The 21,032-nt window shown below is 57.0% G+C and carries 13 protein-coding genes; 6 read left to right on the plus strand and 7 right to left on the minus strand.

Annotation, left to right across the window (positions count from 1 at the left end):
• Positions 1 to 68 precede the first annotated feature (68 nt).
• The 3 genes from AC2A1F_RS12930 to AC2A1F_RS12940 form a co-directional block, all read right to left on the minus strand.
• Positions 69 to 3,044 (minus strand): glycosyltransferase, encoded by a 2,976-nt coding sequence (locus AC2A1F_RS12930; protein WP_484209185.1) that lies wholly within the window; start codon positions 3,042 to 3,044, stop codon positions 69 to 71.
• 193 nt (positions 3,045 to 3,237) lie between these two features.
• Positions 3,238 to 5,055: an ABC transporter ATP-binding protein gene (locus AC2A1F_RS12935; RefSeq protein WP_484209186.1), complete on the minus strand. Its 1,818-nt coding sequence runs from the start codon at positions 5,053 to 5,055 to the stop codon at positions 3,238 to 3,240.
• Positions 5,052 to 8,132, minus strand: a complete 3,081-nt coding sequence (locus AC2A1F_RS12940) for a trifunctional glycosyltransferase/class I SAM-dependent methyltransferase/polysaccharide deacetylase (protein WP_484209187.1) — start codon at positions 8,130 to 8,132, stop codon at positions 5,052 to 5,054. Before AC2A1F_RS12940 ends, AC2A1F_RS12935 begins: the two co-directional genes overlap by 4 nt.
• 233 nt (positions 8,133 to 8,365) lie before the next feature.
• Between AC2A1F_RS12940 and AC2A1F_RS12945 the strand changes: the two genes are divergently transcribed.
• From AC2A1F_RS12945 to AC2A1F_RS12955, 3 genes are read left to right on the plus strand one after another with little or no spacing between them, the layout of a single operon-like run.
• On the plus strand, positions 8,366 to 9,481 hold the full coding sequence (locus AC2A1F_RS12945) for a glycosyltransferase family protein (RefSeq protein ID WP_484209188.1): 1,116 nt from the start codon (positions 8,366 to 8,368) through the stop codon (positions 9,479 to 9,481).
• Positions 9,482 to 9,483: 2 nt separating this feature from the next.
• Complete coding sequence (locus AC2A1F_RS12950; RefSeq protein WP_484209189.1) at positions 9,484 to 10,494, plus strand: glycosyltransferase family 2 protein; 1,011 nt, start codon at positions 9,484 to 9,486, stop codon at positions 10,492 to 10,494.
• Between the two features lie 29 nt (positions 10,495 to 10,523).
• The gene (locus AC2A1F_RS12955; protein WP_484209190.1) at positions 10,524 to 11,408 is read left to right on the plus strand and encodes a glycoside hydrolase family 16 protein; all 885 of its coding nucleotides are present in this window, start codon (positions 10,524 to 10,526) and stop codon (positions 11,406 to 11,408) included.
• Here the strand turns inward: AC2A1F_RS12955 and AC2A1F_RS12960 are convergent.
• Positions 11,405 to 13,675: a glycosyltransferase gene (locus AC2A1F_RS12960; RefSeq protein ID WP_484209191.1), complete on the minus strand. Its 2,271-nt coding sequence runs from the start codon at positions 13,673 to 13,675 to the stop codon at positions 11,405 to 11,407. The two genes, AC2A1F_RS12955 and AC2A1F_RS12960, sit on opposite strands and share 4 nt — an antisense overlap.
• Before the next feature lie 42 nt (positions 13,676 to 13,717).
• On the opposite strand from AC2A1F_RS12960, the gene AC2A1F_RS12965 reads away from it, so the two are divergent.
• The 3 genes from AC2A1F_RS12965 to AC2A1F_RS12975 all read left to right on the plus strand — a co-directional run bounded on the left by AC2A1F_RS12965 (position 13,718) and on the right by AC2A1F_RS12975 (position 16,557).
• The gene (locus tag AC2A1F_RS12965) at positions 13,718 to 14,557 is read left to right on the plus strand and encodes a metallophosphoesterase family protein (RefSeq protein ID WP_484209192.1); all 840 of its coding nucleotides are present in this window, start codon (positions 13,718 to 13,720) and stop codon (positions 14,555 to 14,557) included.
• Between the two features lie 104 nt (positions 14,558 to 14,661).
• The gene (locus AC2A1F_RS12970; protein WP_484209193.1) at positions 14,662 to 15,228 is read left to right on the plus strand and encodes a polysaccharide biosynthesis/export family protein; all 567 of its coding nucleotides are present in this window, start codon (positions 14,662 to 14,664) and stop codon (positions 15,226 to 15,228) included.
• Positions 15,229 to 15,249: 21 nt separating this feature from the next.
• A complete protein-coding gene (locus AC2A1F_RS12975; RefSeq protein ID WP_484209194.1) occupies positions 15,250 to 16,557 on the plus strand; it encodes an O-antigen ligase family protein in 1,308 nt (435 codons plus the stop codon).
• On the opposite strand, the gene AC2A1F_RS12980 is transcribed toward AC2A1F_RS12975, so the two are convergent.
• The 3 genes from AC2A1F_RS12980 to AC2A1F_RS12990 all read right to left on the minus strand — a co-directional run bounded on the left by AC2A1F_RS12980 (position 16,498) and on the right by AC2A1F_RS12990 (position 21,028).
• Complete coding sequence (locus tag AC2A1F_RS12980; RefSeq protein WP_484209195.1) at positions 16,498 to 17,691, minus strand: cell wall hydrolase; 1,194 nt, start codon at positions 17,689 to 17,691, stop codon at positions 16,498 to 16,500. The genes AC2A1F_RS12975 and AC2A1F_RS12980 overlap by 60 nt on opposite strands.
• Positions 17,692 to 18,342: 651 nt before the next feature.
• Entirely contained in the window at positions 18,343 to 19,143 is an 801-nt protein-coding gene (locus AC2A1F_RS12985; protein WP_484209196.1) for a sugar transferase, read from the minus strand.
• A gap of 949 nt (positions 19,144 to 20,092) precedes the next feature.
• Positions 20,093 to 21,028 (minus strand): NHL repeat-containing protein, encoded by a 936-nt coding sequence (locus AC2A1F_RS12990; protein ID WP_484209197.1) that lies wholly within the window; start codon positions 21,026 to 21,028, stop codon positions 20,093 to 20,095.
• Positions 21,029 to 21,032 lie beyond the last annotated feature (4 nt).

The raw sequence follows: 21,032 nt of genomic DNA on the forward strand, positions 1-21,032 counted from the left end.
ATAGTGCAGTGCAGCATTCAAAGGGTCAGTGCATCCAGAATGGGACAAATCCTCGTGATCAACACGCGTCAATCTTCGCGGGCATTTTCAAGAATGTTTTGTAACTCAACGGCAAATCGATCTGCTGCCATGTCAATTCTTGGCGTCTGCATTTCCAGTCCGGCAAGCGGAGCTGGGCCGCCGTCGTCCATAAAGCAGCGGGTGTAGCCTGCGATCCGCAAAAGTTCGGTGATGCGACTATCGGCCATGCCCATGGGGGGGGCCACAGTCGTGATCGGCGTGCCGGTTATTGCCTCCAGACGCAGGCGGGATGTAGCGGCGACTTCAAGCAATTCGGTGGAGGGCAAAGTATCGGGCGCGCGGCCATCAAGGCGGCTGCCAAAGGTCAGGCCGCTGGCGATCCAGCGATGCACGGTCGCTTCGTTGCCGGCAACGGCCAGCAGCTCATCAGGCGTAGTTAAGACGTGAGCTGCAAAGCCGTTGCGCAGTACGGTTCGCCAGCTGTGTTCAATCAGTGCGCGATCGAGGAAGTCGAAGGTGATCAACAGCGGTTTGCCACGCAGCCTGCCGCTGTAACGCGCGGCGCGATCCCATTCGGCCATGTCGAGCGAGCGATAGCCGTGGCGCCGAAGCTGGCGCAAGCAGTGGTTTAATTCTTTGGATGTCAGGCGGAATGATTCTTCGGCAAGATCGGTCCTGATCCCGCGCACGCCGTGGAACAACAGGACGGGAACGTGACGGTTGGTGAGCTTCTGCAAGGCGGCGCGCCGGGTGATGACGGCACCATTCCAGATGACATCGGCGGCGACGCGGTCTTGCAGGTCACATTCCAGCGGTAACTCCTGGATAACGGGCGCGGGCAGCAGCAGCTGTGCCGGGTCGGCCTTTTCGAAAAGGTCTATACGATAAAGATCGGTGACGATGGAGCGAACGTGGTGCAGGCCGAGGGTGTTGGACAGGATGCTGAAGATGCGATCCCCTCCTGCGGTGCCATCCCAATCGAAGCCGGTGCGATCAGGTCTTTCATCGATAAGGAACGCATGGGCGTGGACGAACTGCCCGCCAACAGGCAAGGCTGCTGCGATCTGCGTGGCCAGTTGCGCGACTGCCTCGACCGATGGGGCGAAATAGAGCATTTCCGAGCAGGTGATCAGATCGAAGCTGCCCGAAATTCCGGTTCGAAAGACGTCGGCCTGTTCGAAAGTGATGTTGTTGCACGCAGCGGTGCGGGCGCGGGCCCGTGATATGGCACGGGCGGATATGTCTCGCGCAGTCAGCTTGTCGAACAGGGGGGCTAATTGCGCGGTGAAGTGCCCTTCGGCGCAAGCGATCTCTAGCGCGTGACCGTCTGCCTTCGGGCGGATCAACGATAGCGTGCGTGCATACTTTGCCTGCTCATAGTCACTGTCATAGCGCCATGGATTGTCAGTTTCAAAAAAGCGGTCCCAGTCAGCAGCGGTAGAGGTATGATCCGGGTGCTGAGCAGCGCTGGCCAATGATGCGTGGTTTGCGACAGAGCGTGCGCTGCTGATTTCGGCTTCGACCTTTTGTACTATCGGCCTTGCGCTGTCTGGAATCCGGGTTGCAGCATTGGGCCTTGCCCTTTTTGGCAGGAGTCTGCGGATAAGCGCTAGTGTTCGCGCCAGCCTTGCGCGAGTTGGCGCGGACAGTACGGGGCGTTTCACCAGCCGCTGCTCTATCCGGGTCGTGATGCTGCGCCCGATGATGTGTCGCACATCGCGACCGGTCAAAGGCCCGGTCAGTGGGCCATCGAAACTGAACCAGCTGACGGGGCGAAACGGCAGTTGAAAGACGATCTGATCGGCGTTGGTCTGCGGCCGGTAGCCCCAAATCATAGTCTTCAGCCGCAATGGGACAGCGATCACCAAGCCAAAGTCCATTTGCCCTTTAACATGACCATTGCGAGCAATCAGGTTCTGCAATGCGTAGGCAATGGGGCGTGTCGTTTCACGCGCACGAGTATGATCGCTGAGGGTTGCCAAAAGCCTTTCGACCCCGACGCGAAGACCTGTCCAGCGTTGCGCAAGTGCGACAAAGCCCGTTCCGCTGCCTATGGCCAGGCCGTTGTAGAGACGCAGCACAAGCTCATGCTTCTGGTAACGACAATCGACTTCGTGCGTTAGATCGTCAAATTCAGGCGGTGGTTCGCGACCTTGACCGATGGCGACACCAGCACTCCACATCCAACTGCGCAAAACCAGATCATCGACTGGGAAGGCGCTGGTATCGAACTGTTCAAGGCCCTCGCGGGGGTGGATTTTCAGGTTGCGAATACGTTCTATCATCTGGCGTGAATCGCACACCATCTGCTGCATGTTGCGGGTAAGGGAATTGGGCGTGGACCAGTAATGGGAAAGCCTGAGGGGCGTTGTGGCGAAGCGGCTGCCGTTGATGGCGAGCCTGAGCCAGAAGTCCCAGTCCTCATTGGTCTGGAGGCTTTCGTCAAAACCGCCCGCACGCGTTGCTGCTACTTTGCGTACTAGAAAACTGTGGATCGCGCCCGGTGGGCCGGCGGCGCAGATGCCAAGTCCATCTAGGTCCAGCGGAAGCGGCGGAAAACTTCCACAATTGCGGCCAAGTTCATCGAAGCGATCATATCCGCAAGCAATTATGTCAGCGCTGGGGTTGCGTGCGGCAACTTGAAGCATGTGGGTCATGAAACGAGACGAAACTGTATCGTCCGCATCGAGAAAGAGGAGCCATTCACCACTGGCCTTTTCGATGCCGGCATTTCGCGCGGCCGAAGGGCCGCGATGAGGCAGATCGAGCGCCATGATACGCCGGTCGTATTCGGCCGCCTTACGGGCAATGTCCAGCGTTCCATCGGTAGCCCCGTCGCAAGCAACAATCGCCTGCCAAGTCTTGTGCTTCTGGGACAGCAGACTTGATAGCGTACGCGAAAGCGTGGTCACGTTGCGGTATGCCGGGATGATGACCGAGACCAATGTCACAGTTGGCAACATCTTTGGCGGATGATTGTCCAGCGCGGTACCATGAAGCAACCGCCGCCGGCGTGATGCCACGTATGAGCGTTGGCGGATAGCGGAAGGGGCGTTGCAGATGCTTTGATAGGCTTTTCACGCCCGCGGCATGAAAAATGGGCAAAGACCCAAGAGCCTGCGAAAGTTTTGAGTGTATCGAACTGCCCAGCGTGCGCGCCGAACCTTATTGAGGTTTCGCTTTGCGAACTCGCCATGCGGGTGATGACCGGGGCGGTCATGCCAGATCGATCCGGTGCGCGGCAGGGATCGCTTCGTCAATTCTGTGGCCTATCAGGATGACTGTCCGGCCTTTCATGCGGTCGGCGATGGCAGCCATGATTGCTTCGCTTGAAGCGATGTCGAGAGCGCTCGTAGCCTCATCCAGGATCAGGATCTGCGGATCGGTGATCAGCGCACGCGCAAGGCCTACGCGCTGCCTTTGCCCGCCCGAGAGTGTAAGGCCGCGATCGCCCACGCGTGCGTCATGTCCATCGGGCAGGGCTTTAACGACACTATCAAGCCCGGTAACCTGCATCACTTCGATCAGACTGGCATGGTCGGCATCTGGCCGTCCGAGTAGAATGTTCTCCGCCAGTGTCCCATCGATGAGCTCCACATCCTGGCCGCTGACTGCAAGCGTAGCCCGCCATTCGTCGATGTCGATCTCCTGCAGCAATCTGCCATCGACACTCACGCTGCCCTGTTGCGGATTGAGAAAGCCCAACAGGATATTGACGAGCGTGGATTTGCCACTCCCACTGGGACCATCGATCAAGGTCCATTTTCCTGCCGGTATCTCAGCGGACAGGGGTTTCAATGCAGGAGTTGACCGACCGGGATAGCAGAAGCTGGTGCTATCAAGCCTTATCCCCGTGCTCATTCCGGTAAAGGGGGCACTGGTCCCGCTCCGGGTCATGCTCTCAGGTGCGGCGCGACAGATTTCGGCTACAGCATGGACTGGAGCAACGAGAACCGCGAGCCTGAGGCGGTGAGTGTCAAACGCAGAAACATAGGGCTGCATCCGATAAAGCAAGCCGACGGATGCCAGCAGCAGCGACAATGTCAGGCCCTGCCAAAGTGCAACCAAAGTCATGAGCACAAGAAGGAGGAGAGAGGTTACCTGGCTTGCCGAACCGCCAATGCTCGACAGCAGGTCGCTGGTATTGGCAGCCACATGAAGACGGCGGGAATGTTCGGCAAAAGCCTGCAACTGGCGCTTCGAACCGCTGAAGGCCTTTATTGCCCTCATCGATTGCAAGGTGCGCAGTGCGATCATGCTCAACTGGCGCGATTCTTCGGCCACCTGCTCACCCGCACGTTCAGAAGCGCGCGCCAATGGCCTGAGCGCGAACGAAAAGGCGAGTGTGCCGGCGACAGCAACTGCACCGATCTGTGGAGTGAGCATAACGATTACTCCCCCAAGCGTTATCACGATCACGCCGTTGAGAACCATGTTTGAAATTGCGTCAGTTGCCTCTGCAATCCGCCAACTGTGGTGATTTACGACCACCAGCGCATCACCCGCTGGGCGCGCGTGTGCCGTTTCCATCGGCATGGCGACCAGACTTTGAAAGAGTGATACGCGGACGCGGTCAGATATGCGACCTTCAAGGAATGTCGTCACGATATCGTTGGTGACACTGACCGCGATGCGCAGAGCCATTATGCCAGCAGTCAACGTGGCCAGCACCCAGATTTGGCCACCAGTCACTGCGATGACCGAAGCCGCAAATTGATCGAGAATGCCCTCATCGAAAAGGGAAGTGGTGGTTTCGCCGTTTAACAAGCTTGAAAGCAGCAACAGCACGACGCCAATTCCCGCACCCTCTGCGGCAGAGGCAATCAGGCCAAGAACTATGACTGCGGGAACTGCCCACATCATGCCTGACCAGAAAGGCATCACATCGCGCACAACGGAAGCCAGTCCAAACATATCGATCGTGGCCGTGCCCTGATCGTCGAATTCGTCAAATGCTTCCAGTGCTTCGACTGTAACTCTTTTGGCAGTGCCACCATCCGAGTCCAGTTCGACACCGGCTTCCTTCAAAGTCATGCTTTGCTCGATCGGTGCAGGCGCCCGGTCTGTTGATCCATCTGCCGAATGTTCAACGCAAATGTCTCAAGATCATCGAAGCCATTCACGTCGATACGAGGGAGCCGCATTACATCGTCAAGCATGGTTGCCGAAGCATTTCGCGTGCCGAAGCCAGTGGTGTAGCCAGCATTTGCAAATGCCTGGACTGCTGCAAGATCCTCTATTCCATATGGCCAGACAACTGTTTCGGGTGCGCTGCCGATGGCTTTGCGGATCGCCTCGCGGGACCGTAGGGCCTCCTTGACCAGTTCGGTGCCGGACAGTGCCGTCATCGGAGCGTGGCTTGCGCTGTGGCTGGCGATAATGGCACCTTCTGTTGCGACCGAGGCAATCTCTTCCCAACTCATCAACGGAGCAGTGTTGCCGAACCGGCGGTCCCATTCGGCGGATTTGCCGACCAGATCTGTGACCACAGCGACCGTGGCAGGAATACCGAAACGACCGAGAATCGGCCACGCTGTCGTCGCGAAATCCCGATAGCCATCATCGAATGTTAGCATGAACGGGCGCCCGCTGATGGCGCGGCGCTCCTGCACTGCTGTCAACCATTCCTGAGGCGTTATGCCGTGATATCCATTACTGCGCAGCCAGCGCATCTGCGCCTCGAACATGGCAGGCGACACCCTGTACTGCGCAAGACTTTCCGGTCCATCATCAGCTTCGGCAATGCGGTGATACATCAGAACGGGGACTGCGAGGGCGCGCTCGTGTTCAACCTCCTTCCACGTGGACTGGGTGCCACCCCAAACGACGTGGTATGCATATTCACGTTCGGGTGGAGCGCCCATGTCTTCGCTGCGTGATTGGCAGGGTATGCCTTTTGCGGTTCGGCGATAGCGCTGAACGCGATAGAGTTCACACTCGATCTGGGCCTCAAGCTGGAGCTCACCTGTAGCAAGCAGCGCTTCGGTTATGGACTTTGCACCAAAGACACCGCCCCAATCGAAACCAGACCTGTCACGCTCCTCGGTTACCTCGATGATATGGGCCGTTACCAGCACACCATCTGGATTGAGATGCGTGGCGATGTTCTGCGCAATCTGGTTCAGCTTCTCTCGGGTGCCGGCTTCATAAAGAACTTCGCTGCAGACGATAAGATCGAACATGCCCGGCAAAGGGTTGTTGAAGAAGTCGAGCTGATCGAAGCGGACATGCGGTTGTCCTCCTGCTCTGCACCTTGCCGCGGCCCGCCCGATGGCTGTGTGTGAAATGTCGGTGGCAAGCAGATCGTCGATCAGTGGCGCAAGCTGGGCCGTGAAGTGCCCTTCGGCACAGGCCAGTTCGATCCCGCGCAGCGGGCGATCGCGGGGGATCAGTTCGAGTGTCTGCTCGTATTTACGCTGTTCATATGGACTGTCATAGGCCCACGGGTTCTCGGTGGCGAAGACCTGATCCCAGTATGCCACGGAGTTGACCTCCACACTGGTATCCCATTGCGCTTCGGCTGGGGCGACCGGCATCTTTGCTGCGGGGATATGCGCGCAGGTTTCGATTGCTTCGGCTGTAAGCCTGGCAAGTACGCTGTCGTCCTGCGTCAGTGAGGCTTCGGGCCCTCGCAAATTGCTCGTAAGCAGTTGCCCGAACCCGTGGACAACTGACGCCCTTGCGCGCTGCTTCACTGAAGCGGCACGGGTTCTACCATTGCTGATCAGGCGCCTGATACCCCAGCCGCGATTGCGGAGCAGATCTTGCGTAGCGTGCGCCAGAAGTTCTGCCTTTTTCAAAGCTGGTAGCGACTTGATCGTTTTTCGGCGGTCGATGAAGTAGGCCGCGTTACGGCTGATCGCCTGCGCCAGCATCTGCGCAGAAAGCGTGCCGACAGCAGGAGTTGTGACCAATCCCAGTGCGATGCCGCCCTCGACAAGTTCGACCAGCACAATGTCGGCTGAACCCGGATCTATAGCGGGAAGCGGTTTTGCAATGTCCACCACAACAGCATGGACTGTAAGGCCACGGTATCTGGAAACCCAGGCGACTGGCCCGAAAACAAGCCGGAGTTGGAATGCGCGGGCCATGTCGACAGGGCGCTGGTGGCCAAGCCTGACGCCGACGGCTTTCCAGAAGGTGTCTGCGCCCGGTTCAAAATCATCCCATATGGCAGCTAGGCCAGAAACATCCAAACACCTGGCAAATGCAAGTGCGCCGATGAACGACCCGGCAGCGTCTTGAGGGAACAAGAAAGCATCACCGATGTCCGGGACCAGATCAAGAAAGGCGACAGCGTCCATATCAAATGCGACGGCATTCCCCGCACACATCACGATCCAGTCAAGCAACAGCGGCAGACGATCTTCGGCTGGCAAGCCGTTGCGATATCGCGGATTTGCCGACGGAACACGCGGATCGGGGCGAAACATGCGTTCGATCACGATAATGCCGTCTGTGGCGAGGGCTTGCACCTTGCGCCGCGACAGCGAGTTGGGCCGCGTAACATAAAATGCCAGAATTTCGCGGATGCCTTTGAATTCCGTGCCAGTCCGTGCGATCCGCTGCCACAGGTCCCAATCTTCGTTGATAACGATTTCTTCGTCAAACTCTCCGGCTTTGCGCATGATGTCTGCACGCGTCAGCGCACAATGGACCGACAAAGCGCAGTGCCTGGCCAGCACGCCGAACGGATCGGACAGATCGGGAACCCGTTGTTCTTCCTGAATAGTGCCCTTGGCATCGACCAACGCGAAATCGCAGTAGAGCACGCCAGCATCGGGATGTGTTACGTTGATACCAAGCAGGGATTGCAGGAATTTTGGATCGAACCAATCGTCCGAATCGAGAAACCCGATCCATTCGCCGCGTGCTTCGCGCAGGCCCACGTTGCGTGCCGCCGATGCTCCGCGATTTTGCTGAGTGAGCACACGGATACGTGAATCCTGCACCGCAAAATCGCGGGCAATTGCTAGAGTACCGTCCGTTGATCCATCATCGACAATCAACAGTTCCCAATCGGCAAAGGACTGCGCGATGACGCTACGAACAGCGGCGCCTAATGACGCTTCCGCTTCGTAGGCTGGCATGACGATGGAAATTCTGGGCATAGATCCTTGCGCTGTTTGCATAAGTGGCGGCGGGTATCGCACAACTGTCTGGCGTCCGATACTATCCTTGGATTAGAGAAATGGGCCAAATTGAGCCAAGCTGATACGCTAGAGGGTGTTGCCACAGCTTTACCTCGACGATACGTTTTTGCATTGCAGCATGCAATCTGGCATCCGTATCTTCACCGCGCTGGCCTTGGGGGCATATGAGGATCGCTTACTTCGTCCACGATTTGCACGATGCCGCTGTTGATCGCCGGTTGCAGATGTTCCGCGCGGGAGGAGCCGACGTAATTGTTGCCGGTTTCCGGCGGAGGCATGAAAAACTGACCGAGTTGCACGGTTTTCCTGTGGTCGATCTGGGGCAAACGGGCGATGCGCGGATGATGCAGCGGGCTCTTGCCGTGTTATGGCAATGGCTTCGCCCCGGCACGATCCGGCAGGTGGCGGCGGGTGCAGATGTGTTGGTCGGGCGAAATCTTGAGGCTTTCGCATTGGCGGCGAAGGCGCGCACAGCGGCGCCTCGGGCAAGACTTGTGTATGAATGTCTTGATATCCATCGTTTGTTGATAGAATCATCCATTCCGGCACAAACTCTTCAGAAAATGCAGAAGGCCTTGCTGGTGAAGACAGATCTTGTCCTGACTTCGTCGCCTGCCTTCATACGCGAATACTTTAGCCAGCGAATCACCAATCTTCCGCCAGTGCACCTCGTCGAAAACAAAGTGCTCAAGCTTGGCGAACCAATCGCGCACGAAATAAGGCCACAATCACCTGTTGCGCCTTTGGGGCCGCCGTGGGTGATTGGGTGGTTCGGCATGCTGCGGTGCCGCAAAACCTTCGACATTCTGGCGCGTCTTGCCCGGCAGTCTGAAGGGCAGGTGCGTATTTTGATCGCCGGGCGGCCATCGCCTGCGGTTTTCGAAGACTTTGAAGCGATGGTGGCTGGCGTGCCGGACTTTAGCTATCTTGGCCCCTACACGGCCGCTGATTTGCCCGGCCTGTACAGTGAGTGCCATTTTGCGTGGGCGATAGATTTCTTCGAGGAGGGGCTGAATTCGGAATGGCTGTTGCCAAACCGGTTGTATGAAGCGCTGGCGCATGGTGCCGTTCCGATCGGCCTTCGGACGGTCGAAATCGGCAAGTGGATGTCTGATCACACTGTCGGTTTGATCGTCGATAACGCTGAGGAAGCGGTTCTTGGGGAAATAATGGCAATGACCAAGGATCGGTTCGACCAACTTCACGCCGACGTAACAGCGGTTCCCTCGTCGGCCTTGATCGCGAACCAAACAGATTGCGTGGACTTGATCGACGCGCTTGCCGGATCATCGCGAGTTGGCGATTAGGAATGAACGCGCCGATGCTGCTGATCATCCCTACCTTGGACGAAATCGTTCATCTTCCCGAATTGCTTCGGCAATTGCGCGATGAATGTGCCGACGCAACGATTGTTGTGGCAGATGGCGGCAGTACGGATGGTACCCGCGAACATGTGGAGCAGATTGCACAACGTGACGCGCACGTTATCCTGATGCACAACCCAGACCGTATACAGAGCGCGGGGATCAACCGGGCGGTCGCCACATACGGCCATGGTCACACATGGTTCGTGCGGATCGACGCGCATTGCAAATATCCGAAAACATATGTCACAGACTTGCGCCGCGCGGTTGAAGCTTCAGGGGCGGTATCGGTTGTGGTTCCGATGCGCACCATCGGCAAAGGGTGCTTTCAACAGGCGGCAGCTGCGGCGCAAAACTCTGTGCTTGGCACAGGTGGATCGGCCCATCGATCGGCCGATTCAAAGGGTAGATTTGTCGATCATGGGCACCATGCCTTGATGAGTGTGCAGGCGTTTATGGCCGCCGGCGGCTACAATCAGGCGATGTCGCACAATGAAGACGCCGAGCTCGATCACCGGCTGGGACGCCGTGGCCGGATCTGGTTGGAGCCGGAATGCATGATCGAATACTATCCTCGGCGAACGCCAGCAGCTTTGTGGAAGCAATACCGCAATTATGGCAAAGGACGGGCGCAGACTTTGGCGCTTCACCGAATGCGTCCAAAACTGCGCCAGATGGTGCCGCTGCTTGCGCCAATGGCCTGCGCATGTGCATGTCTGGCGCTGGTGTTCGGCGGCCTGCTTGGGTTGGTGCTGGCCTTGCCGCTGGTTGGCTGGCTTGGTCTATGCTTTTGTACCGGTGCCATGATCGGTTTGCGAGCTCGGTCGTGGTGTGCAGCGCTTAGCGGAGCGGCCGCAGCGATCATGCATCTGGCATGGGGTGCCGGGTTCATCGGCCAAGTCCTGTTTGGCAAGCTTCCCCGCCACACAACTGAACCGCTGGCCGGACCGGCCTGATCTCGATGCTACGAAGGAGATGGTTATACATGGTCCCGCTGGCAATTCTGGTGGCAGCCCTTGTCGTTGGCCTGCCTTCGCAACCAGACAAGCCTGCGTCCGGCCCTCCGGCTGGAGTTGGTGCAAGCCCCACTTTCGATGACGAGTTTGAAGGCAGGGCGGTGGATGACAGCAAATGGGTCTTCACTTTTGCCCGGCCCGAAAAGGAAGAACCCACAATTGCCAAGCGCAATTTGTGGAACAATCATGAGCGGCAAGTGTACTTTGACCGCGATTTTCTTGGGCTGGGTATTGATCCCTTCAAAATCGCCAACGGCATCTTGACTATCGAGGCGAGGCCACTGTCAGCGGCTCAAAAGGCGATCGTGGTCACCGATGTGGCACTTCAGCCGCCCGAAATAGCGCGTACCGAATTGCGCAACGTTGCATATAGCTCGGGCCTGATATCGTCGCGCAGGGCTTTCAGCCAGACTTACGGCTACTTCGAGATCCGCGCCCGCTGGAGCGGGGGGAAGGGTGTCTGGCCAGCATTCTGGCTGCTTCCGGCCAAGGGCGGTTGGCCGCCAGAGATCGACGTTATCGAGGCGCATGGCGATAAACCGGGCGTCAGCTATCAGACGCTGCATTCCAAGTTCGGCTCGGAAGGAACACACACAATAAGCGGGCCAGCCGATGATCGGCAATTCCACAACTATGGTATGCTTTGGCAAGCAGACCGCATCAGCTTTTTCATTGATGACAGGTTGACGGCTAGCGAGCCGACGCCTGCGGACATGCATCAGCCGATGTATGTCGTTGCGAACCTCGCGATCGGAGGAAAATGGCCGGGTGACCCTGACACAGAAACCCGTTTCCCCGCTCAAATGGAGATCGATTACATCCGGGCTTGGTCGGTTACGCCGAAATCAGATTAAACCTGATCGGCACCCTGATTGCTGGCAGAAACCAGCCACTCCCGAAATTCCGAGAACGCAACATTCTTACCGAAGTGGGCCTCGGCAGCCAGTCGTGCCCGCTCTGCCAGTCCGGCCCGTGCTGCAGGGGCGTTCAGAAGCGTGATGATTGCTTCGGCATAGGGCTTGGCTTCATCTGCACAGATAACAGCATCGCCCAGAAGATCGGCGACACCTTGCAGAGTTACGCTGGTCACCACGCAGGCTTTGCCATGGGCGATTGCCTCGACCAACTTGATCTTGAGACCCGATCCTTGGCGGAGAGGGGAGATGACGACACCTGCGTTGACGTAGAGTGGTGCCAGATCGGGAACCAGCCCCAGCATCGCAACACCAGCCGGCTTTGCATGAATTGCGTCAGCAACCTTACCGGCAACCTGCAGCAAGGCATCGGGGCAGGTTTGCAGCACCAGTGGCCATACTTCTGCAAGGAACCAGTTCAATCCATGCACATTCGGTGCCGTATTGCTGCCGACGAACAGGAGTGTGCGGCTGTCACCGGGGGTGGCGGAGGGGGCCACGTCTGCGGCCATCGGTGCCAGAATTGCCCGGGTTGAGGGAAGGCGTGTGCGAATGAAGTCTGCCTCATCCTGCTGGATGGCAATAACCGCACTAGCTTTACCCAACAACGCAATTTCCTGAGCCTCATCGAGCAGCGCAACGCTGTCTTGCGCATTGGCATCGAACTGGGCGGCGCGCGCGCTGAAACGATCGTGCATGACGATAGCGCTCTGTGCATCGGGAGCCATCAGGAAAGGCAGGGCCTCGGTCTGAAAAAGATAGTCCAGCAGCACGACCGGGCGATAACCACGCGCACGGGCATGGCGCGCAACAAACAGTTTATCCGGCACAGTCCACGGTGTGGAAATGGCATATGGTGCCTTGCGTTCCGCGAGCAATCCCCGCGCCAGACCAAATGTTCCCGCGATCCGTGTCGCCATGCCATGGATTGCGCGCAGCCAGATCCCGGCCGACAGCGCAACTTGCCAGTCACCTATCCTTACCGTGCTGCGCGTACGGATGGATGCAAATACCGCCATTTCCGGGGAAAGGCTATGGAATGGCGTGCGACCGAACAGTGCAGGAGATGGCTGAAGGAGATGCGGAACGCGACCAGCATCGCGCACGGCTCCGGCCAAAGCGAGCAAGTAAGCCGAACTGCCGTTGTTTGGGCCAGTAATTCGCTGGCGGCTGATTATGATCACATCCTTGCTGTTCAGCGAAGCCACCGCTGAAGGTTTGTGCTGCGGAAACAAGCGGGCCAGTTGCGCGCCAATGGGCTGCCGGAACAGCGCAAGCGCCATCGGTTTGGTCAGAGCATGGCGCACCAATCGGCCTGGCTGGCGCTGCTTGATGGCATCGATCATGTGCGAGAAGGCGCAAGCCGCCTGGATTGATCGGCTACGCGTGGACCACGCTTTGCGCACATCTGGTGATTGATCGACGAATTGCGGTGCAAGCTGCTCAATTGCCGCGACCATCCGGTCTGCATGGTCAGGCGACAGACGGTGCGAGATCGAAGCGCCATGCTTGCGATAGAAGTACAGTGGCTCGGGCAAGAGCCGGTAGCGCGCACCCGCTAGCAAGGCGCGCAGGCACAAGTCATCATCCTCGGCAATGCGCAGCTTTTGGTCGTACCGCAACTTCTGGTCAATCAACCAGGAACGCCGCCAGACTGGTTTGAGGAAACCGAGATTTGGCGCGCGGCCATGCATTTTTGTCTGTTCGAGATAGTCAACCAAACCGATCCACTGGCTGGTTTCGGTCCTGCGACGGTCGAGAAACCGATGGGGCGCCAGAACGCCATCATCGTCAAACAGCACGAGGTCATCTGCGATCATGTCAGCGGCGGATGCTTCGGCTTCGGCAATCAGGCGGGCAGAGCGATCAGGATGCAACAGATCATCGTTGTCGAGTACCGCAACCCATTCGCCGCGTGCAATTTCGAGGGCGGCGTTTCGCGCTGCAGCAGGGCCACCATTTGATTCGAGTGCGACAAATCGAACCCGGGAATCATTCCGCGCCAAAGTGGAGGCAATATCGGCACTGTCGTCAGTCGAACAATCGTCGGCTATGATCACTTCAACTGCCACGGAACGCTGATTCAAGGCCGAATCTACTGCCGAACGAAGAAATTTCGTTCCATTATAGTTCGCAATCAGAAAGCTTATCATGCAGCGACCTTTGCAACAGGGCTCAAGACATGTTAGCTTTTTGCATTGCAACATTCCACGATATTTACCTCTGGCTGCGGTGCTCCAGTATCAGCTATGACCTTGGCGGTGACGGAAGAACGAGAACCGACACCCGTGTTCCATCGGGCGGGTATACGCGTTGTCGAAAGGGTATTCCCGCCATTGATGCGCAAAGCCTGGGGTATCTTGCCCAGCAGCTTGCCGCCGTCAAAACGCTTGGTTGCGATCGGGGACATACACGGCCGCTGGGATCTGCTGTCAGCGCTCATTCCGGCAATCAACGCAAAAATCTCACAGCTTTCAGAAAAGCAGGCGAAGCTGATCGTGCTCGGCGACTTTATCGATCGCGGCCCGGGTAGTGCGCAAGTAATCGAACTGTTGCGTAAGGCGAGCCGCCGCTATCCGAACTTCGTGGTGCTGAGAGGAAACCACGAAGAGTCTTTCATTGCAGCCACCCATGGCGATGAGAATGCACAGAAACTCTGGTTGGCGCATGGTGGCCATGCGATGCTCCAGAGCATGGGTGTGGCGCCACCGCACGAAGGAGAAGGCAGCTTTTCCTTCGCGGCAAGACTGCGCGACGGCATTGGGATCGATGCCCTTGAATGGATGATGGATTTGCCGGTTCGGCTATACGAACCGCCGTATTTCTTTTGCCATGCAGGCGTCCGTCCGGGCGTTTCTTTGCACAAGCAGGATCAGCAGGACATGTTGTGGATCCGTCGGGAGTTCATGGAAAGCCCGGTCGATCATGGCGCGATCATCATCCATGGCCATAACGTGGTAAACGATGTAGAAGTCCACGCCAATCGCATCAGTATTGACACAGGAGCCTATAAATCAGGCATTCTTTCGGCCGTGATTCTGGACTGTGATCAGATCGTTCTTTTGCAGACGGCAACCAACTGGTCCTGAAATGCCAGAGGATACACAGTCTGACGATGCGGCACAGCCTGGGACCAAGCGCCGGGATCGGTTTGGGTGAATGAGTTTGGGGGCGACCCCCGAGGGAGCATGCTATGAGTTTTCGGTTGGTTCTGGCAGTGGCGGTTTCGCTGGTGGTGTGTTCTGGTTGCGCGGCACAGTCGGGTGTCGCGTCAGATGTTGCTTCGGCCGTTGCGCCGCCGGTTTACCGTCTTGATGCGGGTGACAAGGTTCGTGTCACGGTCTACGGTGAACAATCGGTAAACGGAGAATATGCGATAGGCCCGGAAGGCGACATTGCCTTTCCGCTCATCGGCAGCGTCGTGGCAAAACAGCAGACCGTTGAGGAGCTTCGCCAGGCTATCGTTGCCAAGCTCGCCGCAGGTTATCTGATCGATCCGCGCGTGACGATCGAAGTACTCAGTTATCGGCCCTATTATATTCTCGGAGAAGTCAGCCGACCCGGGCAGTATCCCTATGCCAATGCCCTGTCTGTCGATCAGGCCATCGCAACGGCAGGGGGATATACTTACCGTGCAAGCAAGTCGAAGGTGTTCATTCGTCGGGCGGGCGGTGCCGAAGTCGAACTGAAACTCGAAAAAGGACGGCCAGTGTGGATCAACCCTGGCGACACTATCCGCATTGGTGAACGCTATTTCTGATACTGCTGCAAGCAAGGCAATATGATGCGCGCAAATGGCATTGAATTTGCAGACAATGGGACGGTCGCCCGCCCATTGGGCTCGGTGGGCCGGGCTCGCGACATGCTGGCCTGGTTTGATGGGGCCTGGATTGCCACCGTGATGACGGCGATGCTGTTCGTCCAGCTACTTGGTTCGGTCAGCGCCCTGATCATCGTAGCGTCCGTGCCTGCCTTCCTTTATTTCCGCCGCGACCGTCTTGGCCAAATGGCACCTGCATTGGCTTTGCTTGGCATATTGCCGCTATGGGCTTTATTTTCAGCTTTGTGGTCCAATGTTCCTGGACTTACGATCTATTACGGCATCGAATATCTTTTAACCATCATCGTCGGCGTAATCCTCGGAGTGGCCTTGAGCCGGGATCAGGCCATCGTTGGATTGTTCTTTGCTTTTGCCGCGCATGCTATCGCTTCGCTTGTGATCGGCAATTATGTCGATGTGGGCAGGGCGGGATCCACGGTTGTGGAGCAGGCATTCGTTGGCATCATGGCCAGCAAGAACATTGCCGCCGATGCCTCTGGCGTAGGCATCCTTGTTTCAGGAGCCGCAATCGTCGGTGGTCTGCGCAACCGGCAACCACTGCTTGTGTTGTCTGCCGTGGCAATTCTGGCTGTCGATATCTGGATGGTGCTGAAAGCGGATTCGACCGGGGCGCTTGTTGCTGCTGTCATTGCAACTGCAGGCATGGTTTGCATGCAGCCCGGGCGGGTGTTGCCCTTGTCGGCAAGAATGATCCTGCTTCTGACAATTCTGAGCGGTTGCGCAATTGCTTTTGCGCTGCAGGACCTTTGGTTCCAGCCACTGATGGAAACCGTGATGACAAGTGCCGGCAAGGACGCGACCCTGACGGGGCGCACATATATCTGGGCACGTGCGTGGACGGTTATCCAAGCACATCCTGCGCTTGGCTTGGGGTACAATGCATTCTGGTATCCCGGCAACCCTGAAGCGGAAATCATTTGGAATTTCGCCGGCATCTCGGGAAAGCGTGGCTTCAATTTTCATAACTCGCTGATGGAGGTTCTTGTCCATTTTGGATACGCGGGGGCCGTGCTGTTTGGCGCGATTGCTGCTGCACTGGCGCTGAATTTGCTCTTCCGCGTAACTTTGCGGCCGACAGAGTTCGGCACCTTTGCCGTTTCATACTTGTGCTTTGTCGGTGCGCGCGCACCTGTTGAATCGTTCGGACTTGTCCCGTTTCTCCATTCCACCGCCCTGATATCTGCTTGCCTAGCTTATGGGCTGCGTCGCAACCCCGGCAAAGCCTTGATGACTGAGGCATTGTCCTGAAGCACCTGCAGCGAACCTGACGCAGTTCCAGCGTGCACGAGCTTCGCCCAAGGCCGGATCACGAACATAATGAAAGTCCATGCTCTGCAATTGTGTCGTAGTTGCGGGGAGGGATAACGGAATACGCTCACGGTCGGTCCATCCCATAACAACGCAACGCGGCCGGACACCGCAAAGCGCTGCTGCCAGAATTGGCAACCGGGAGCCGTCATATTTTCCGGTAATGCGGGCAAGTATGATGTTGGAATCACCACTGATTCTCTCGGCCAACAAGCCTGCATCATCAGTGCAGCCATTATCGCAAGTGACGCCATTCGGCAGGGCGGTACCAACGCTGTTTGCGGCCAGTGCTATTCCTTCAGGATTTTCGGAAGTTTCGGCGTGTACTGGTGACAAGCTCGCCAACCGGGAAATTGGCGCTTCGCTGCCTGATGGTCGAACCGAAAACGCACTTGGCGTTCCCCACCAGCCATCCCATCGGAAAAAGAGGTGATCACCAACCGCGACGATCTTGTCGAGGCTGGCGCTCCAGTAAGGCACTACCCAGTTGGTATGGTAGTGCGTTGCATGGCCGACGCTACGAAAGACGTAACCTGCCAGCGCAAGGCGGGCGACGGTGCGGGCGCGCTGCCAGGCAATTGGCGAAGGCTTGCGGCGTACCATCGAGCCATCGCATGTGAAAGTAAACTGGCAACCGGTTTGCCGTTCTGCGCCTTGAAAAACTACCGAGCAGATGGATGGCTTGAATGCTGGATGGCGTGCGCGATTTATAACGACCTGCGTGACCGATTGTTGGCCGATCAGATCATCCCCCGCCTCATACCAGGCGGCTGCAGCCAGACAGTCTACGGCACGTTCATAGCCTGATCCGGTCGTAGGAAAAAAGTATGGCGCTGCTGGCGGGTTCGGCTCATTCGAAAACGGAACCTTCGCGTTGGTAGCGCGCGCATCGTCAGGCGCAATTGTCATCAGGACGAGATCATCAACCCGGGGAAGCGGAACTTGCGGATTGACCAAGCCTGAGGCGCGGTCGTTTGCAAACCTTGGAAGGCTGTCCGCTTTGGCAGAAGGTTGCGATGCAAGAAGCAGGTAAGCTACCGCCAGAATAGCGCCAGTGACGGCAATGATCGCCAATATTGCCACTATAGGACCTGGCCGCGATCTTCGGCGCGACTGAGAGTACACCCGCATATCGTTCATGATGGCGTTATCTGATGCGTCGACAGGGCATTGATTGTCAGGCGCATCTTCAGCCCTTAGCTTCTGCACGGTCGATTGATCCTAAGTGGGAGCACTTCTTGAGCATGCAACGTAACGACAATCTGGCATCATCGATTTTGCTGTGATACGCTACATCGGAAAAATGAGAAGCCGCGAAGACGGCTGGGTCAAAGAGAGGGTCGCAATGGGCAAGGTTGTCGTCACAACACGCATAGTGCAAAGCTCGGTCAAATCGATCAGGCTGACAAAACTCAAATTCGCAAACGGTAGAAATTCTACCACACCTTTTCTCCGCCACAGTGAGCATATGCTAGTGGCAGTGGTCGTTTCGGCTAGCATGTGGGCCATGCTCGTATGGCTTGCGACGACAGGTTAGCAATCTGGCCTGACGTTGGATGCTTGCCTGAAGTTGGAGGCTGAGGCTTCCGGCTTTACTGACGGGCGGATAAATCGTTCGCAAGGCTGCTTGTCTTGATTTTCAACCTCAAGAAGCGCTGCATTTCGGGATGCCTGCGCTTTTGCGGCGTATTTTCATGTACCAAGCGTTTCACCCTCGCATTCGGATTATGACGATCCACGCGTGAGAAGCACCGCAGGTACGGTCATTATCAGGATCCTGAGGTACAGCGAGATGGATTGAGAGCGTGCATAAGCCACATCCATTGCGACACGACGACGATAGCTTACCTCATTCCTGCCGCTGATCTGCCACAGCCCTGTGATGCCCGGTTTTACCCCGATGTAATAGGGCAGGTAGCGACCGTAGCGAGCGCGCTCGTTGTCGATTATGGGGCGGGGCCCAACGATGCTCATGTCACCCACAAGAACGTTCCAGAACTGCGGTAGCTCATCAAGACTGGTCTTCCGAAGAAATTTTCCAATCGGCGTTATACGTGGATCGTTGCGCAGTTTCTGGTCCCGCTCCCATAGTAGGCGAGCTTCGGGGCATGAATGCAAAAGCTGCTGTAACCTGATGTCTGCGTCCTGCACCATTGAACGGAACTTCAGACAATAAAAGTATTGTCCGTCCTTGCCGATCCGACGGTGAGCAAAAAGAACTGGTCCCGATCCTCCTGCAAACAGTACGGTGCAGGCAATTATCGCCATAAGTGGCAAAAAGAAAATCAGCGCAAAGGCTGCCAAGGCAATATCGCACGCGCGCAGAACAAAATCGCGCGGGCCGCACGACTGCTGCACTTTGCTGCGCTGGCTTGCATAAGCCAAACTCGCCATGGCGCCATTACCCCACAATACACAAGTGCCTGAACCGATAAGAGACTCGGGCAGCTTGCAGTTCTTGTTGCAGTGCAGCGTTAACCGGACTTCGTTAATATGGCAATCTACCTTTACAAGGAGAACAACCAAAACCAATAAATCTGCAATATTAATACTTCAAAATGGACTAATATGAGCCAAGTGGAGCAAAATGAGACGAAAATGATGGTTAATCTGATCAATGAGGACTGAGAGTTTTGAACGAAAGTTAGTTTTTGGTCGCTGGAGTTGCAGGATGACGCGTGCCAGTCCGCAACCTTGCCGTTACGTTACTATTTGCAAACTCCAGCACTAACGACCCCCTTTGAGGATGGGTTTCGGCCGAAGTTTGCAGGCAATGCGGAAAGAAGGAGGGGGGCGTTCCAGCGTCCCAAAGGGATTTGGCCAAAATGGCCTATCACCGCGTTGGATGGCCATGAAATAGAACCACTATTCCTTCGCCCATCCGCCTTGTTCTGGGCCATTTTGCCTCAAACCTCGAAGGCGCAATTACCAATTCCTGACCCTAAGCACATCGCAGCGCTTTCATTATGTGGGGGCTGCATCAGGTCCCTGATCCGGGCAGGCTTCTGGACTTCAGATCGCAATCAACAAGTATCCTTGAAAAAATACCGGCAGGTGCGCTGCATTCGGGGGTGTGTTTCGGTGACTGTCTCGAAGGCTGACGGCGCTATGTTAACACCCAGTTTATCCGCCGAAGCTGAGCGCGCAGTCATTCAAAGCTATATACACAAAATGACCAGCCTGGCCGCCATGATACTGCCTACTGGCAACTGGATCACGGCAATGTACTGATTTAACAAGAAGTTTTTTTGTAAGATGCAATAAGGCTAAGGCCAGATGACATTCTCATGTCGTCTGGCTCAACCAACAGGGTCTATAATTGCAATAAAGAATGTTTGGCGAAAATCCTTGTTAAAGGGTCGCTTTGTTTACTGACTGGAAGCGGCATCGACGTTCAGAACCCGAAGGTCCAGGTAGCTTGGAGCGCTTTGATCGTGCCGTTCGACACACTGACTTAGTGCAACGATTTGTCCGTTCAGGGTTTCTTCGCGCTCAACAGCCCCGTCATCGGCCAGAAGGTCAGCGTGTGCACGTCATGTGCGCTGGTCCACACGCCTTTGGGGGTGTAGCGCAGTGCGCCGCTGCCTTCGGCTTTGCCATAGCGGCCGGTTACCGTCATCGTCTTCGGGTCGATTTCGGCCATGGTCTGGTCAAAGGTTGTGCGCAGCCACACTTTGCCGCCGCCCACATCGATATCGCCGTATTTCAGGTTTTCGCCCACTTTGACGCGGCCCACGACTTGCCCGGTGGCGGGATCGGCGCGTACCAGTGTGCCTTCGCCCTGTTCCTGCACCCATACGCCGCCTTCGCCTGCGGCCAGGAAGCCTGGCATCTTGCCAAGGGCCGCGCGGGCGACAACGGTGTTGGTCTTGGGATCGATCTTTTGCAACGTCTGCTGCGTGGCGCTGACGGCCCAGACCGAGTCATAGCCGTAGGTGACGTACCAGGTGTCGGCATCTACGGGGATGCTGGCGACGATGGTGTTGGTCGCGGGGTCTACGCGAGCCACTGCGCCTTCGGGTTTGCTGGCGATCCAGACCGAGCCTGCGCCGGTGGCCACGATCAGTTCACCCTGCTTCTGGTTGGCGATGCCGGTGGGGATGGTGGCCACGATCTTGGCGGTTTCCAGATCGATCCGCACCAGCGTGCGCGCGGCACAATCGGCCACCCACAGCGATCCGAATTCCACCGTCATCGCGCCGCAAGGCTTGGCGATGGCGACTTCGGCCACTTTGCCGATGCGCGACCACTTTTCCACGCGGCCGCGATTGGTGGCCCACACTGAATCGCCATCCACGGCAAGGAAATCGGCGAATCCGGGCACGGTTTGGGCCCGTTCCACCACTTGCGCCTGGGCTGCGGTGGTTGACAGAGCAGTAGCGGCGGCAACGGCAAGCGACTTGCGGAGCATGGGA

Source organism: Novosphingobium sp. HNCC26BN242 (genome assembly GCF_057180525.1).